Annotated in this window: 18 protein-coding genes; 9 read left to right on the forward strand and 9 right to left on the reverse strand. The window is 31.4% G+C overall.

Features of this window, described 5'->3' with window-relative positions; all coding sequences use genetic code 11:
* Positions 1-30: 30 nt before the first annotated feature.
* The 4 genes from yajC to AAC053_RS11165 all read right to left on the reverse strand — a co-directional run bounded on the left by yajC (position 31) and on the right by AAC053_RS11165 (position 3,176).
* Positions 31-321 carry a preprotein translocase subunit YajC gene (gene yajC / locus AAC053_RS11150; protein WP_339756431.1) on the reverse strand — a complete coding sequence of 97 codons (291 nt, stop codon included), beginning with the start codon at positions 319-321 and terminating at the stop codon, positions 31-33.
* A 5-nt stretch (positions 322-326) separates the two neighbouring features.
* A complete protein-coding gene (locus tag AAC053_RS11155) occupies positions 327-887 on the reverse strand; it encodes a DUF1573 domain-containing protein (protein WP_339756434.1) in 561 nt (186 codons plus the stop codon).
* A gap of 138 nt (positions 888-1,025) precedes the next feature.
* Positions 1,026-1,970: a transcription antitermination factor NusB gene (gene nusB, locus AAC053_RS11160; RefSeq protein ID WP_339756436.1), complete on the reverse strand. Its 945-nt coding sequence runs from the start codon at positions 1,968-1,970 to the stop codon at positions 1,026-1,028.
* Positions 1,971-2,072: 102 nt separating this feature from the next.
* Positions 2,073-3,176 carry a Glu/Leu/Phe/Val dehydrogenase gene (locus tag AAC053_RS11165; protein ID WP_339756439.1) on the reverse strand — a complete coding sequence of 368 codons (1,104 nt, stop codon included), beginning with the start codon at positions 3,174-3,176 and terminating at the stop codon, positions 2,073-2,075.
* Positions 3,177-3,307: 131 nt separating this feature from the next.
* Here AAC053_RS11165 and AAC053_RS11170 point away from each other — a divergent pair, with 131 nt between their 5' ends.
* Positions 3,308-5,062, forward strand: coding sequence for an ABC transporter ATP-binding protein (locus tag AAC053_RS11170; protein WP_339756441.1), 1,755 nt, complete (start codon positions 3,308-3,310; stop codon positions 5,060-5,062).
* Positions 5,063-5,127: 65 nt separating this feature from the next.
* Entirely contained in the window at positions 5,128-5,520 is a 393-nt protein-coding gene (locus tag AAC053_RS11175) for a PUR family DNA/RNA-binding protein (protein ID WP_339756444.1), read from the forward strand.
* Between the two features lie 320 nt (positions 5,521-5,840).
* Here AAC053_RS11175 and AAC053_RS11180 read toward each other — a convergent pair whose 3' ends face one another.
* Positions 5,841-6,176, reverse strand: coding sequence for a tRNA-binding protein (locus AAC053_RS11180; protein WP_339756447.1), 336 nt, complete (start codon positions 6,174-6,176; stop codon positions 5,841-5,843).
* A 58-nt stretch (positions 6,177-6,234) separates the two neighbouring features.
* Between AAC053_RS11180 and AAC053_RS11185 the strand changes: the two genes are divergently transcribed.
* Both AAC053_RS11185 and AAC053_RS11190 read left to right on the forward strand, forming a co-directional pair.
* Positions 6,235-6,789, forward strand: a complete 555-nt coding sequence (locus AAC053_RS11185; protein ID WP_339756451.1) for a thioredoxin family protein — start codon at positions 6,235-6,237, stop codon at positions 6,787-6,789.
* A gap of 10 nt (positions 6,790-6,799) precedes the next feature.
* Positions 6,800-7,324 carry a GNAT family N-acetyltransferase gene (locus AAC053_RS11190; RefSeq protein WP_339756453.1) on the forward strand — a complete coding sequence of 175 codons (525 nt, stop codon included), beginning with the start codon at positions 6,800-6,802 and terminating at the stop codon, positions 7,322-7,324.
* Between the two features lie 70 nt (positions 7,325-7,394).
* Here AAC053_RS11190 and AAC053_RS11195 read toward each other — a convergent pair whose 3' ends face one another.
* The gene (locus AAC053_RS11195) at positions 7,395-8,120 is read right to left on the reverse strand and encodes an energy transducer TonB (protein ID WP_339756456.1); all 726 of its coding nucleotides are present in this window, start codon (positions 8,118-8,120) and stop codon (positions 7,395-7,397) included.
* A gap of 91 nt (positions 8,121-8,211) precedes the next feature.
* Positions 8,212-10,362, reverse strand: coding sequence for a TonB-dependent receptor (locus AAC053_RS11200; protein ID WP_339756458.1), 2,151 nt, complete (start codon positions 10,360-10,362; stop codon positions 8,212-8,214).
* Between the two features lie 137 nt (positions 10,363-10,499).
* On the opposite strand from AAC053_RS11200, the gene AAC053_RS11205 reads away from it, so the two are divergent.
* The 4 genes from AAC053_RS11205 (at position 10,500) to AAC053_RS11220 (ending at position 13,749) form a co-directional block, all read left to right on the forward strand.
* Entirely contained in the window at positions 10,500-11,186 is a 687-nt protein-coding gene (locus AAC053_RS11205; protein ID WP_339756462.1) for a lysoplasmalogenase, read from the forward strand.
* A gap of 370 nt (positions 11,187-11,556) precedes the next feature.
* Positions 11,557-12,051: an RNA polymerase sigma factor gene (locus AAC053_RS11210; protein ID WP_339756464.1), complete on the forward strand. Its 495-nt coding sequence runs from the start codon at positions 11,557-11,559 to the stop codon at positions 12,049-12,051.
* Between the two features lie 4 nt (positions 12,052-12,055).
* The gene (locus AAC053_RS11215) at positions 12,056-12,688 is read left to right on the forward strand and encodes a hypothetical protein (protein WP_339756467.1); all 633 of its coding nucleotides are present in this window, start codon (positions 12,056-12,058) and stop codon (positions 12,686-12,688) included.
* A gap of 38 nt (positions 12,689-12,726) precedes the next feature.
* Complete coding sequence (locus tag AAC053_RS11220; protein WP_339756470.1) at positions 12,727-13,749, forward strand: hypothetical protein; 1,023 nt, start codon at positions 12,727-12,729, stop codon at positions 13,747-13,749.
* On the opposite strand, the gene AAC053_RS11225 is transcribed toward AAC053_RS11220, so the two are convergent.
* Positions 13,750-14,550, reverse strand: a complete 801-nt coding sequence (locus AAC053_RS11225) for a lysophospholipid acyltransferase family protein (RefSeq protein WP_339756473.1) — start codon at positions 14,548-14,550, stop codon at positions 13,750-13,752. It abuts the gene before it with no gap.
* Positions 14,551-14,598: 48 nt separating this feature from the next.
* The gene (locus AAC053_RS11230) at positions 14,599-15,240 is read right to left on the reverse strand and encodes a CoA pyrophosphatase (protein WP_339756476.1); all 642 of its coding nucleotides are present in this window, start codon (positions 15,238-15,240) and stop codon (positions 14,599-14,601) included.
* A 2-nt stretch (positions 15,241-15,242) separates the two neighbouring features.
* Between AAC053_RS11230 and AAC053_RS11235 the strand changes: the two genes are divergently transcribed.
* A complete protein-coding gene (locus AAC053_RS11235) occupies positions 15,243-15,941 on the forward strand; it encodes a peptidylprolyl isomerase (RefSeq protein ID WP_339756479.1) in 699 nt (232 codons plus the stop codon).
* Positions 15,942-15,953 lie beyond the last annotated feature (12 nt).

The raw sequence follows: 15,953 nt of genomic DNA on the forward strand, positions 1-15,953 counted from the left end.
GGCTTTTCTATATTATATAACACACTCAGCTTATTTTACTACAGCTGGCGCATTTAGTTTTCTACTCATTTCCATAGAAATTGCAGTACGGTCAAACTTAATTTTCCCTGCTAATGTTTCAATAACACAACTGCTATCTTTATCATTTAGCTCTACAATTTTACCATGCATACCACTTTTAGTAATTACACGATCGCCACGTTTTAACCCGCTAGCAAACTTCTTTTCTTGTTTAGAGCGTTTCATTTGTGGTGCAATCATAAAGAAATACATCACTGCGAATATGGCAATAAATGGTAAAACTGATCCTAATCCTTCCATAAATATTAATCGTGGTTATGACCTTCGTGTCCTGGTTGTGTTGAAGACTTCTTCACGGCAGCACCATTAGTAGTTGATAATGGATTAACTGTTGCAGCACCTGCTTTCTTTGCTGGTGCATTTGGATCTTGCTCAATAAAAGCTCCGATTTTTACAACTTCAGTACCCTTTTCTGTGTTAGCTGTTATAGTTAAAGATTTAGATACTTTACCATTTCCTTTACCATTAAACTTCACAGTAAACTCTCCTGTCTCACCAGGTGCAACTTCTTTTGTATAGTTAGATGGTACAGTACAACCACATGTGCTTTTAATATTACTTACAACCAACATTGAATTCCCTGTATTTGTATACTTAAAGACAGTTTCTACTGGTGTTCCATTCATAATTTTACCAAAATCGTGCTCTTTTTTATCTAAAGCAAGAACTGGAAAATCACCTGCATTTGCATCTCTTTCTGCAGCTACTGCTACATTTTCAGATTTAACTTTACTAGCTGCATCTTCTTTACAAGATGTAAAAGCTACCATAAATAATGCACTAAGTCCTAAAATTACTTTCTTCATTACTCTATTTTTTTAATTAATTTATTACTTTATTCTTTCAGCCGCCAAAGGTAGTAATAATTTTATCGAATTAAAATTTTTAAGCTGTTGTTAACAAAATTAAATAGAAATTTGCGCTTTTATAGACAGAATAACAGCTTACATTAATCCTCTTCCCGTTTTTGAATGCAAATTATTAGCTTGATATTCTTTCACAATTTTATCTAAAACCCCATTAATAAATAAGCTGCTTTTTGGTGTAGAATATTCTTTAGCGATATCTAGATATTCATTAATTGTAACTTTATAAGGGATAGAAGGAAACTTCTGAAATTCGCAAAGTGCCATCTTTAACAAAACACCATCTAAACTTGCTAAACGTTCAGAATCCCAATTTGTAGTCTTCACAGCTATTTCTTCAGAAAACTTAGAACTATTAAGTAAGGTTTTCTTAAATAAGTCTTTAGCAAAGTCTTTATCATCTTCATCCTTATATAACTCTGGAAGTAATAAGGTTTCAGGAGAAGTTAACTTCAACTTTCTTATTACCTTTAAAATTGCAGTATTTACAACCGGAAGATCATCTACCCAAGTTAATTTTTTATCTTCAAAATAATCGTAGAGTTTATCATTTGGCGCAATGATCTCCGTGTAAACATCTATAACAAATTGTTTGTCTTTCTTAAATGATATATCCAAATCATTTGTATATTCTGCATATAATTCACTTTTTAAAATAGCTTTAAAAAGGATATCTACATATTCGAAATCTAAATCCCAAAAATTCAACTTACGTTTTGCTATATGCTCTTGTAACATTTTATTGTTACTAATGAGATTTAAAAGGTGATTATCTTGAAACTTTGTATTCGGATTCTTATCAGAATCGTTACTTAATAATTTCTTCTGGAGTTTTTCATTGTGATCTTTACTTTTTTTAGACAGTTCTGTAAGTAAAGCTAAAGTTGACAAATACAACTCATACATACTATCTAAACTGTGCATTAAAAACTTTTCGTCTTTAGAAAGATCATCACTTTCTGTACCTTTAAAAGCATACATGGATTGCATTACTTTTATTCTAATGTGTCTTCGGTTTAGCATGTATAAGAACTACTTTAATTAGGTTATTAAAAAAAGGTGAGATTTAAAACTCACCTTGCAAAAATACTATTATTTAATACTGAAATAAAAATAAAAACTTATCTATTTCAAATTTTCTCTTTTACGGATTTCAATACGTTCTTTAGCAATATTTAACGCTGCAGTATGCGTAGTTAAATTATTCACTTTAGCATTGTCTAAAATTTCGAGCGTTGTATTATATATGTTTTCTGTTTTTCGCATTATTTCTTGTTTGCCATAGTCTTCTAACTCGGCATAAACATTAATAATTCCTCCTGCATTAATCAAAAAATCTGGTGCGTAAACAATACCGCGTTCCATTAAAATTTCACCATGCTTATTTTCCTCTGCTAATTGATTATTTGCAGCACCAGCAACAACTTTAGCTTGCAATTTATAAATGGTTTCGTCATTTACTGTGGCTCCTAATGCACATGGTGCATATATATCCATAGCTTCACTATATATATCATTCCCTCTGTATATAGTGACTCCATATTTAGAGCGCACTTCTTCTAAGCGTTCTTCACTAATATCTGTAATCGTAACTTTTGCACCTTCGTTCACTAAATGCTCTACTAAAGCTTCACCAACATTGCCAATACCTTGCACAAATACATTTTTATCTTCTAAGATGTCAGAACCAAATTGAAACTTAGCAGCTGCTTTCATTCCCATAAAAACACCATAAGCTGTTATTGGAGAAGGATTACCAGCACCACCTTTGCTTTCTGAAATACCCGTAACATAAGGAGTGACCTCTCTAACTGTGTCCATATCTCTAGTTGTCATACCAACATCTTCAGCAGTGATATAACGTCCGCCAAGCGAATGTACAAACTCACCAAAACGTTTCATTAGTTCTGGTGTTTTTTGAGTTTTAGCATCACCAATAATCACGGCTTTACCTCCACCAAGATTTAAACCAGTTATTGCAGACTTAAATGTCATACCACGAGACAATCGCAATACATCATTAAGAGCTTCCCACTCATTATTATATTGCCACATTCTTGTACCACCAAGGGCTGGTCCTAAAACCGTATTATGAATACCAATTATAGCTTTTAAACCAGTATCTTTGTCGTTGCAAAAAACGATTTGCTCATGATCATCAAAGGAATGTTGACCAAAAACAGGATCTATTTTTTTAAGTTCCTTTGAAGTTATTATTTCTGAAGTCATGTAAGTTAGGATTTAGGCTGTTTAAAGAATCCCTAAAAACAGCGTGCAAAAATAAATTATAAATTGAGGATTAGCAAAATATTAACTACAAAATAAGTTTATCGTAATACTTTTGACTAACCAAATGCAATATGAAAGCACTAAAACACTTAAATAAATACTTTTTTAAATACAGATACCGCTTAATTGTTGGTGTTATCATCACCATTATTGCAAAGATTTTTGCGCTATTTACACCAAGACTTGTAGGTGCATCAATCAATGTGGTTTCTGATCGCTTAGATGGAACAATCTCTGAAGAAGTTTTTAGAAGTGAGTTAATAATAAATATTCTCTATTTAGTTGGAGCAGCAGTTATTGCAGGATTATTTACGTTTTTAATGCGACAAACAATTATTAATGTATCTCGTTTTATTGAATATGATCTAAAAAACGAAATCTATCAGCATTACCAAATCTTATCTCTAAATTTTTACAAGTCTAACAGAACAGGCGATTTAATGAATCGTATAAGTGAAGACGTTGGTAAAGTTAGAATGTATGTAGGGCCAGCATTAATGTACACTATAAATACAATCACTTTATTTGCTGTCGCTTTAATTTATATGACTAGTGCGGCACCTAAACTAACCCTATATACATTATTACCCTTGCCAATACTCTCGGTTGCAATTTATAAGCTAAGTAGATTAATAAACACCCGAAGTACTATAGTACAACAATCCTTATCTACGCTTTCTACATATTCACAAGAAACCTTTAGTGGTATTTCAGTTATTAAGTCTTATGGTATTGAGCCTAGAACAAATTCAGAATTTGAAGGGCTTTCAAATGAAAACAGACAAAAGCAAATTAACCTAACTAAGGTGCAAGCCTTATTTTTCCCTCTGATGATATTATTAATAGGCATAAGTAATTTATTGGTGATTTATATTGGTGGTATGCAATACATGAGTGGAGAAATTGAAAAAATTGGAACGATCGCAGAATTTATTATCTATGTTAATCTATTGACATGGCCTGTGGCTACAGTTGGCTGGGTTACTTCTCTTGTGCAACAAGCCGAAGCATCACAAGAACGAATTAATGAATTTTTAAAGACTGAACCAGATATTAAAAATACCACTAATAAATTAACGCCTATTATAGGTGACATTGAATTTAAAAACGTGACTTTTGTTTATCCAGATACAAATATTAAAGCTTTAAAGAATGTTAGCTTTACACTTAAATCGGGTGAAACTCTAGCTATACTCGGCAAAACAGGTTCTGGTAAATCTACCATTTTAGACTTAATTGGTCGTTTATATGATATTAATAATGGACATGTTCTCGTCGATAACACAACCATTTCAGAATTAAATCTAAATAGCTTAAGGGAAAGTATAGGCTACGTTCCACAAGATGCCTTTTTGTTTTCAGATACCATTAAAAACAACATTATGTTTGGTAAAGAAGATGCTACAGATGAGGAAGTCATAGAAGCGGCTAAGAATGCTCGTGTTCATAAAAATATCATCGGTTTTAATAAAGGTTACGATACTATTTTAGGTGAACGTGGTATTACGCTATCTGGTGGACAAAAACAACGTATTTCTATTGCTAGAGCAATAATTAAAAAGCCAGACATTCTATTATTTGATGATTGTTTATCTGCTGTTGATACAGAAACTGAAGAAAAAATTCTTAAAAACCTCGTTAAGCTTACCAGAGGCAAAACGACTATTATAGTGAGTCACCGTGTATCTTCAGCCAAAAATGCTGACAAAATTATTATCTTAGAAGACGGTAAAATAATTCAGACAGGAAGTCACGAAAGCCTTATTAATACTAATGGTTACTACAGGGAGTTATACATTAAACAACTCTCAGAAAAAGAATTGTAATAATTTGTTGGTTACTATTCTTTTTTTTTAGATTTTTGGATTGTAATTAAAAAAAAGATTGAGTTATGAGTGATTATGAAATGATGGACAAAGAGGAAATATATTCTAAAGTATTACGTGCTGGTAGAAGAACTTATTTCTTTGATGTTAGAGCAACTAAGGCTGGTGATTATTATTTAACCATTACAGAAAGTAAAAAGTTTACTAATGACGATGGTTCTTTTCACTATAAAAAGCACAAAATCTACCTTTACAAAGAAGACTTTACTGAATTTAGAGAGATTTTAGCAGAAATGACAGATTACATCATTAATGAAAAAGGTGAAGAAGTTATTAGTGAGCGTCACCAAAAAGATTTTAAGCGCGAAGATGATTTTGTAGTTCAAGAAGCCAAAACAACAGAAGACACAGAACCAAGCACTGATAGTTTTACTGATATAAGTTTTGATGATATTTAATAATAATTCTGTTAAATTATAATAAAAACCGTTACGCTTTGTAACGGTTTTTTATTTGCCATGCTTTAACCAAAACATTTATAATGGTAAACTCTTTATGGTAATAAATGATGGTAATACTAATAAGTTAATACTTGGATACAAGATTGTAGCACCTTAGCCACTTACAAAAAAACACTTCTTTGGTTAAATAGTAAAGAATTAATGAATGCTATTTTCTTTAGATATGAGATGTAAAAATTTGTGATTCTTGTAAATTATGATATATAATGTAACTTAGAGTGATTTTATGCAATAAAAATATATCGAGAAGTTTAAAATTAAGAAACCACCATCCCATTTTTAACCTTAGTTTCTGGGTGTAAAAGAAACACATCGTTTTCCTTTACAGCTCCTATAACAAGGCACTCGCTCATAAAATCAGCAATCTGTTTTTTTGGAAAATTGACTACAGCAACTATTTGTCTGTTTACCAGATCTTCTTTCTTGTATTGCGAAGTGATTTGAGCAGAAGATTTCTTAATTCCTAAGTCCCCAAAATCTATGGTTAATTGATACGCTGGTTTACGAGCATTTGGAAAGTCGTTGACTTTAAGGATAGTACCAATACGCAAATCTACTTTTGTAAAGTCTTCAAATGTTATTATCTTTTCCATATTTATTACCCAAAAAAATGGGTGTCTCATTAATCAAAACATTAAATATAATAAATATATGGCATTAACTCCTTCAAATATGCTGCCTTTAGATACTAAAGCACCAGATTTTAAACTTTTAGATACGGTTGATGATCAAATCAAATCGCTTAATGAATTAAAAGGCACAAAGGGCACTTTAGTAATGTTTATTTGTAACCATTGTCCTTTTGTTGTTCATGTAAACTCTGGGTTAGTGCAATTGGCAAATGATTATGCAGCAAAAGGAATTAGTAGTATTGCGATTTCTAGTAACGATGCAGAAAATTACCCACAAGATGGACCAGATGTAATGCAGCAGCATGCTAAAAGCAACAATTACCCTTTCCCTTATTTATATGATGAGACACAAGAAGTCGCCAAAGCCTATGATGCAGCTTGTACACCCGATTTCTTTTTGTTTGATAAAGAACTCGCATTGATATATGCAGGTCAATTAGACAACTCTAGACCTGGAAATGGAATACCTGTAACAGGAAAAGATTTAAGAGCAGCAATAGAAGCTCTAGTTAATAATGAATCTGTAAGCTCTAACCAAAAACCAAGTATGGGTTGTAATATTAAATGGAAGTAATTATTAAGCAATGAACATAAAACTAGAAACAGAACGTCTCACCCTAAGACCAGTCACTAAATATGATGCTCAAGATTTTTTTGAGCTCGACTCAAACCCAGAAGTGCATAAATTCTTAGGCAATAATCCCGTAAAGACGATTAAAGAATCGCAAGTAATGATTACCTCGATATTAGAGCAATATAAAACAAATGGCTTGGGTCGTTTAGCAATAATTGATAAAGCAACTAATGCTTTTTTAGGTTGGTCTGGCTTAAAATATGAAGAAAACCTGAGAAAAGAGTTTAACTATTATGACTTAGGTTATCGTTTAAAAAAGCAACATTGGAGAAAAGGATATGCAACAGAAGCAGCTTTAGCCTCTATAGACTATGGTTTTAAAGATTTAAATTTAAAAGAGATTTATGCAGCAGCAGATATCAATCACATAGCATCAAACACTATTTTAAAAAAGGTTGGGATGTGTCATTCAGAAACATTTGAGTATGAAGATAAACTATGTAATTGGTACAAAATGAAAAATCCTTATTTATAAATAACAAAATCCCAAAAATGGGATTTTGCAATCAATAGAAATAATCTAAGCATAGTGTTATAAATACATCTTATTGTTGTCGTAGTTTAAAGTTTATTGGAATGCTGTATGGTACACCTACAGGTTTATTACGCTGTTTACCAGGCTCCATTTTTGGCAATAAACTTATGATACGTTCTGCTTCTGTCTCTAAAAGTTGATCTGGTCCTCTACTTTTAATTTTAGAGACCTTACCTGTTTTATCTATTAAAAAGAATACAAACACCTTACCTTGTATATTTAACTCTTGTGCAGCATTAGGATATCTAAAGTTCTTCTGTAAGTGTTCTTGCATTTTTTGTTGAAAACAAGCTTTTAGTTGATCATTATTACCTTTACACCCAGGAAATCTAGGTACTTGTTCTATCACTGCAAAAGGCACTTCTATATCCTCTTCTACTTCCTCTACATCTACATCTTCTATGCTAACAATACGCTCTTCAATTATGTCATCCTGACCAATTTCTGTACTTTCTATTACAGTTTCTTCAACATCCTCAACATCTTCTACAATAGTTATAGTTTCAGTAACGACTTGCTTTGGAGGTGGTGGTGGTGGAATGTTAATTGTAGTTATAGGAATATCTTCATTTAACTGATCGTCTAACATTAAGATATCAATCTTAGTAGCTTCAGTTTCGTAAGTCTTATATTCAAGTCCTAGATATGTTAGAACTAACATTACATTTAAGCCAACAGCAAAATATAAACTACTGTTTCGACCTACATTGGCTTTTGGGTTCTTCTTAATTTCCATGATGTTTAATTTTATACTATAAAGCTAATCATCCTATAGCTTAAAAAGCATGACAAAAATCATGTTTAACTCAAAACCAATATATTAACACTTATAAATTATCCAATTGATTATCTGTTCCGTCTTCACTAATCGTCCAAAAGAAGCCTACAAAAAAGAATTGATCTGCTGCTTGTGTTAAGGTCCGTCTATTAAATTGTCCATTAAGATCTGGTGTATTAGCATATTGATAGCCATTTATATTTCTAAAGCCTAAAACATTATTTACTGAGAAGTATAATATCTTTTGTGGACTCAATAAATAAGCCCAATTTATACTAAGGCTATTAAATGATTTGGTGCGTTCTGCTAAGAAATCATCGGTATTTGGATTTGTATATGGTCGACCTGAAGAATAACCATAAGCCAATCCGACTTGACTCTTCCAGCTGTCTATCCAATATTTTCCGACGATAGAAAGGTTATGTTTTGTAGCAAAATTAGGTTGTGCTGAAGTTTCAAAATTTCTATAATCGCGTTCTGTATCTAAGTAAGAATAACTCATCCAATAATCCATGTTTTTAATGCTCGTATTATCTCTCCAAAATAAATCGATGCCTTGTGCATAACCATCGCCTGTAGATGTGTAATTAGTATCAAAACTCTCGAATTCTGAATCGAATTTTACCAAATTATCATAATCCTTTTTATAAGCTTCTGCTCTAAAGATTTTACCGTCATTTACATATTGATAGTTAAATATATAGTGTGATGTTTTCTGGGCTTTTAAGTTTTGTTCAAACTTTAAAACTGAACTATTCGGATTCTGAAAAAAATTACCATAAGCTATAGAGAATTGCCCATTCTTAGACGTTTTATAAGCGAGTGCTGCTCTTGGTGCTACATTAGTTTCATTAAATATAGAACTGTGATTTGCTCTCAAACCTATTTTTAATGCCAAGTCTTTTGAAAAGATTAAATCCGCTTCAGTAAAACCTGCTGTGATATTATTATTAAACCCATAGGTTTCGTCAATTGATCCATCCTTAAAGTTTTCATCAAAATCTGTTATGAATTGCTCTACACCAAAATTCAATTTAAATCTACTACTAAAACGCTTTTTTAGTTTCAATTTTAAATGAGCTGAGTTTTCAGTATCGTTAATAGCGCTTGTTATAACTCCGATTTCATTTTTAGCATAAGTATAGCTTAAACCCGTTGTCATTGACCAGTTATTTCCTAAAACACCTTTATATGAGGTATTAAGGTAGAAGTTATTGTTATTTAATTTAAAATCTAAACCCTCTTCAAGGTTGATGTCTTCTTGAGTTAATTCGAATTTAGACGTATCAAAAGCAGCATAAAATTTCAACATACCGTTATTTAGTCGCTGTCTAAAAACCATTTCACCTTGCGCTCCTTGATATGGTGTTTGCCAATCATTTCTATCTTCGAAAATGGCTAAATAGGGTGCCAAATTAATATAGGTCGCATTAAAACTCAATGAGGATTTTTCCCATTTTTGGGTATTACCTAAACTCGCACCAACGGTCATTATACCTATATCTGTTTTCTCTTGGTCTGGCTCATCAATAGTATTTAAAAGCAACACACTCGATAGGGCCTGACCATATTCGGAAGAATACCCACCAGTTGAAAAGGTGATACCATCAAACAAAAATGGCGAATAACGTCCTCGTGTTGGAATATTATTTGTAGTTGGCGTATAAGGAGTAAAGACTCTTATCCCGTCTATAAAAATTTGTGTTTCATCTGCAGCTCCACCTCTTACAAATAAACGACCGTCTTCTGCTACATTAGACGTACCTGGTAAGGTTTGTAAGGCTCCAACAAAATCACCTAAAGCACTTGCGGTAGTAACAACATCTAAAGGCTTTAAAACTGACACCTTACTATTATCACTAGCTTCAAATGTACCTGCACTTAAAACTACTGTATCTAAAGTTTCTACATCTTCTCTTAATTTAATTTGAAGGTTCGAAAGCTTTGATACGTCTTCGATAATTATTTTGGTTTCATAGGATAAAAATGAAATGATTAATCTTTGTGAGCCTATCTCGTCTGTTGTGAAATAAAAATTCCCTTTCTCATTAGTTGTAGCTCCATCATAAGTACCTTCCAAATAAACATTAGCGCCTAAAATAGGTTGGTTTTTGTTGTTTACTACTTTACCTGAAATGGGAGTTTGAGTATAAGCAAGCGTTGATAAAAATAGGATGAAGATTGTGATTACATGCTTCATTTTTTGGCTGATGATTAAAAGTTAATTTCTTGATTGTGATACAAACTTGGATTTTTTTTAAGCCAACAAAAATTCTATTTTACCGAATTGTAATAATTCAATGATGAATTGAATATATTTGGTCAAACTACCAAAATATGCTCACCAATACCGAAAAGCAATTCAGCGTTCTATTCTTAATCATTGTTATAATAGAGCTCTTAACCGGAAGTACTGAATCTCTACAGATTGTACACTACATAGCTAAACCTACAATTGTTATAAGTCTTATTTTTTTGTTTGTAAAAACGTCTGGATCGCTTTCTAAGCCTATAATAAATCTAACACTTTTGGCTTTAGGGTTTTCTTTGTTAGGTGATGTTTTACTGATGTTAGTAGATCAATCTGAGCATTTCTTTACACTAGGGTTAGTCGCTTTTTTAACAGCTCATATTATGTATGTACTAGTATTTCTTAAACATAGAAATCCCAAAAACTCACCATTTGGCTTCATTGCCTTGCTTTTAGTTTATGCAGCAAGTCTTTTCTATTTTTTAAGAGATAGTTTAGGAGCTATGTTAATTCCTGTTTTTGCCTATATGCTAATTATTTTAACTATGGCTACTTCAGCATATTTAAGAAAAAACAAAGTGAACATGCTTAGTTATGGTTTGGTTTTCTTAGGTGCATTATTCTTTATGGCTTCCGATAGTATTTTGGCATTAAATAAATTTTACCAACCTATTTTAGGGGCAAATATTAGCATTATGGCTACTTATGCTTTAGCACAATATCTCATTATCATTGGTATTCTAAAACTTAAAAGGGACGTTGATAAAAAGTAAAAAAATGTCGTTTTGAGCCTAGTAGAAAAGCATCAGTAATCAGTATTTAAATCTACAACTGCTTTATTGCTACCATTAGTTATCATTGAAGCAGTATACTATATTTAAAAGGTTTTAATGACTTCTTAATAATACGACTTGAATATTTTTATTAACCAAGTTATTGCTAAATTTACACCTATAACACCTTCACCTTTAATTACTCCTCAAGGTAAATTTAGCTCTGGAATATTCATAAAATAATTATTGAAATAATACTTAGAGAGCACAAATTAACAGCGCAGATATAAAATTCAAAACTATAATTAGATAACTTTGTAACAATATTTATATTCTTACTACTAATTAGATAACTAACCAATCTCATCAATTGAACAAAGAACTCGAACATAGTTTTGTAGAACTGTTGCAAAAGCATCAAAACATTGTACATAAAGTATGTCGTTTATATACCAACAATGCAGATGCTCATAACGACTTGTTTCAAGAAATAACAATACAGTTATGGAGAGCGTATCCTAAATTTAGAGGCGATTCTAAATTTAGCACATGGATGTATCGTGTCGGTTTAAATACAGCTATTACGTTATATAGAAAATCGAAGCGTAGAATAAATACACAAGAGTTTGATGCCGTTGAGTTTAAAATAAAAGCTGAAGAATATGATGATACTGAAGAGCAACAGTTAAAGCTCTTATATAAAGCAGTACATCAGCTAAACGATATTGAAAAAGCCTTGGTTTTCTTATATCTAGAAGACAAGAGTTACAGAGAAATTAGCGCGACTTTGGGTATAAGTGAAGTTAATGCACGAGTAAAAATGAATCGTGTAAAAAAGAAATTAAAAACAATTTTAAATCCGTAAGATTATGGATGAATTAGATTTATTAAAAAAGGACTGGAATAGCGAAAACCCAGAATTTAAAAGTTATTCTGATTCGGATATATATCCAATGCTTTATAAAAAGTCGTTTTCAATTGTTAAGACTTTATTTTATATAAGTATCGCAGAATTGATTTTTTGGCTTTTGGCAAGTATTCTTCCCTACTTCTTATCTTCAACCTTTAAAGAAAAATTAGAAACCAGTTATGAAAATCCACTTTTTCTTGGAGTAAACATATTTAGTTATTTGGTTATTTTCATGTTTATTTACTTACTATACAAATCATATAAAACGATTTCGTCTACAGATAGTGCAAAAAAATTAATGGAGAGCATTCTAAAAACCCGTAAAGTGATTAAATATTATGTGGTTTTTAATTTAACAATAATTTTTCTTTCAATACCACTATCATTTTATTTTGAGTATAATGAAAATCTAGAATTTCATAAACAAGTAGTAGAATTTAGCACAAACCAAATGTTAGTATTATATGCATTTGTAGTATTGGTAGCTGGAGTATTTCTAATACTACTTTGGTTATTCTACAGACTAATCTATGGTGTTCTTTTAAAGCGTCTTAATAAAAATTATGAAGAATTGAAGAAACTTGAAGTATAACGCAACGCTATTAAGTCTTATTGCAAAATATATTAAGCATGAATAAAACTTTAAACACTCCAAAAAGGGTATTCATCTTTGCTCTACCATTACTAGTTATTGCAACAATGGTCTTAATTACCCAGTCTTCTTTTTTTTTAAGCGCACCCTATAAACTATCATTAGGAATAACAATAGACTTATTATTAACGACTCCACTAATTTACTTTTTACTTATTCGTAAGTCAAGAATACCAAAACTTACTATTGTACCCATATTAATTATTGGTGTTATTATTTGTACATATATAATTCCTTCAGAAAACCAATTTTACTTAAGTCTTTTTAAAACATGGATTCTTCCGGTTATAGAACTTATTGTTTTATCGTTCGTTATATATAAAGTTGTAAAAACAGTGCAACTTTATAAATTAAATAAAAGTAAATCATGTTTTGATTTTTACACAGTTTTAAAGTCAACTTGTTATGAGGTTCTTCCTAAAGTGGTAGTCATTCCTATGGTTACAGAAATTGCTGTTTTCTATTATGGTTTTTTAAATTGGAAAAAAGTAAAATTAAAGTCTAATGAATTCTCATACCATAAAGACAGTGGCACAATAGGCCTTTTAATCGCATTACTATTTCTTATTGCGATTGAGACTGTAGCATTTCATTTGTTATTAGCGAGTTGGAATATTACTACGGCTTGGGTATTAACTGGGATAAGTATTTACTCTGGTATTCAGATTTTTGGATTTTTAAAATCAATGCTTAAAAGACCTATAATTATAGAAAATGACATAATATATTTTCGCTACGGAATAATGAATGAATCTACCGTGAATATTGAAAATATTGAATCCATAGAATTATCTATAAAAGATATTGTGTTGACTAAAACAACCCGAAAGTTATCTTTTTTAGGTGATTTAGAAGGTCATAATCTAGTTATTAAACTAAAAAAAGAAAATACTATGACTGGTCTATATGGTATAAAAAGAACCTATAAAGTATTGGCTTTACACATAGATGACAAGCATAACTTTAAAGAAAGAATAGACTACGCAATACAAAAAAGGTAATTACCAATTGCGTTGCTCCTCATTTAAACGTTCCATTTCCTTTAATTCTTCTTGTGGAATTACTTTTAAGAACGAAGGGTGCTGTTCGATAGCATATTCAATTTTTTCAACAATATCAGCAATAGATTCGTTTTCATAATCTATTTGTAATGGTGCTTTAATTTCAAAAGATTGAAATATGTTTTTCTTTTTAACACGTAACCCTTTTTTATCAAAAGAGCGTCTAAAGCCATCGATAACTATTGGCACGACAATGGGTTTATATTTTTTAATTATATGCGCTGTACCTTTTCTAATAGGTTTAAAAGGTGTTGTAGTACCTTGAGGAAATGTAACTACCCAACCATCGTCTAGAGCTTTCTTAATACTTGTAATATCACTCATTTTCACCTGTCGGTTTACATCTTTACCTTGAGAACGCCAAGTTCGCTCAATACTAATAGAACCAGTATAAGCGAAAATTTTAGGAAGTAAGCCAGATTTCATAGTTTCCTTAGCTGCCACATAATACATATTAAGCTTTGGATTCCATAAATAACCTACATTCTTAATATTATCTAAACGACCGCTTAAGCTTGCATTAAACACATGAAACATAGCAATTACATCTGCAAAATAAGTCTGATGATTAGAAATGAACAATACATTAGTGTCTGGTAGATTCTTTATAATCTCCGAGCCTTCAACTTGTAACTCATTAAATCCTCTAAAACGTCGATGAGATAGAACACCTAAGATTCTTATCAACCATTTTTTTACAAAAAGTATATGTCCAAAAGGATTCTTTTTGAATAATCCCATAGTTTGCTATCAATTTTACTGAAATACAAATGTAACAAAATAGATAGGCTATAAAACTTGTTTTAACAAGTCTTTTAGTTCACTAAGCATCATTGCTGTGGCTCCCCAAACAATATGACCATTGAGTTTAAATGCAGGCACATCAACCTCGACATTAAAAGATGTTGGTACTCTTGTAGTTATACAATTAGCTTCATCTAAAAAATTTAATAAACTCACTTCGATGACATCTTCTACTTCTTCAACTTGTTTAATAAATTTAGGGGTTACCTCTGATACACCTAGATATGGATGCACCATAAAATTGCTTGGTGGAATATATATTGGTGACATGGTTTTAATCACATTTATCATTTCTTCAGGCACACCAACCTCTTCTTCTGTTTCTCGTATTGCTGTCACCATCAAATTCTTATCCTCGTCTTCATATTTTCCGCCAGGAAAACCAACCTGTGCAGAATGAACGCCTTTATATGTTTTACGTAGAATCAATACCAAATTAGTCTTCCCATTAGTATTTGGGTAAAACAGAGCCAAAACTCCTGCTTTCTTAGCTGATTTGGCTTTGGCTTTCATTTTTTTTACCAGTTCCAATCGATAAGGAGGTGACATTTTAGCATGAGAAATTTCGCCAAAAAGCTCGAGATGTTTTACTTTTACTACAGATTCCAAAAACGTATTAAAAACCATTTATGAGATTTCTATTAGTTGTATGTGTTATATTTTTATTATTGAATTGTGAAGATAAGCAAACTTCAAAGCAAACTAATATCACTGTAGTAAAAGATTCTGTAGCAACAAAAAACACTTCACCTAAGAAGGAAAGTAATTCTGAATTCCTAAAATTAACCGATAATAATGCCATGGATTTCTTTTTAGAGTATGAGAAGGAACACAAAGAAGATAAAGTAAGAATCACTACAGACTTTGGCACTATTGATATTCAACTCTACAACAAAACTAAATTTCACAGAGCTAACTTTATTTACCTTACCAAACGTAAGTATTTTGATGGTACACAGTTCTATCGTGTCGTTAAAGACTTTGTGATACAAGGTGGAAGTAGCGATGATTATAATATTGCAAAGCGAAGACGAAAAATAGGAAAATACCTTTTGCCACCAGACACCAAACGTGGTTACACACACAAACGCGGAGCTATATCTATGCCAAGTAGCGAAATTGAAAATGCTTATAAACTCGCTTCCCCATTTCAGTTTTTTATAGTTCAACGTCAAGGAGGTGCAGATTACTTAGATAAAGACTATACTGTTTTTGGCGAAGTTATTAATGGATTGGATGTGGTCGATAAAATCGCTAAAGTAGAGACTGACCAAGGTGATTGGCCACTACAAAATGTATATATTAAAAAAGTAGAAATTATAAAATAATTAAGAGTACTG

This window comes from uncultured Winogradskyella sp. (genome assembly GCF_963975125.1).
Lineage (GTDB): Bacteria > Bacteroidota > Bacteroidia > Flavobacteriales > Flavobacteriaceae > Winogradskyella.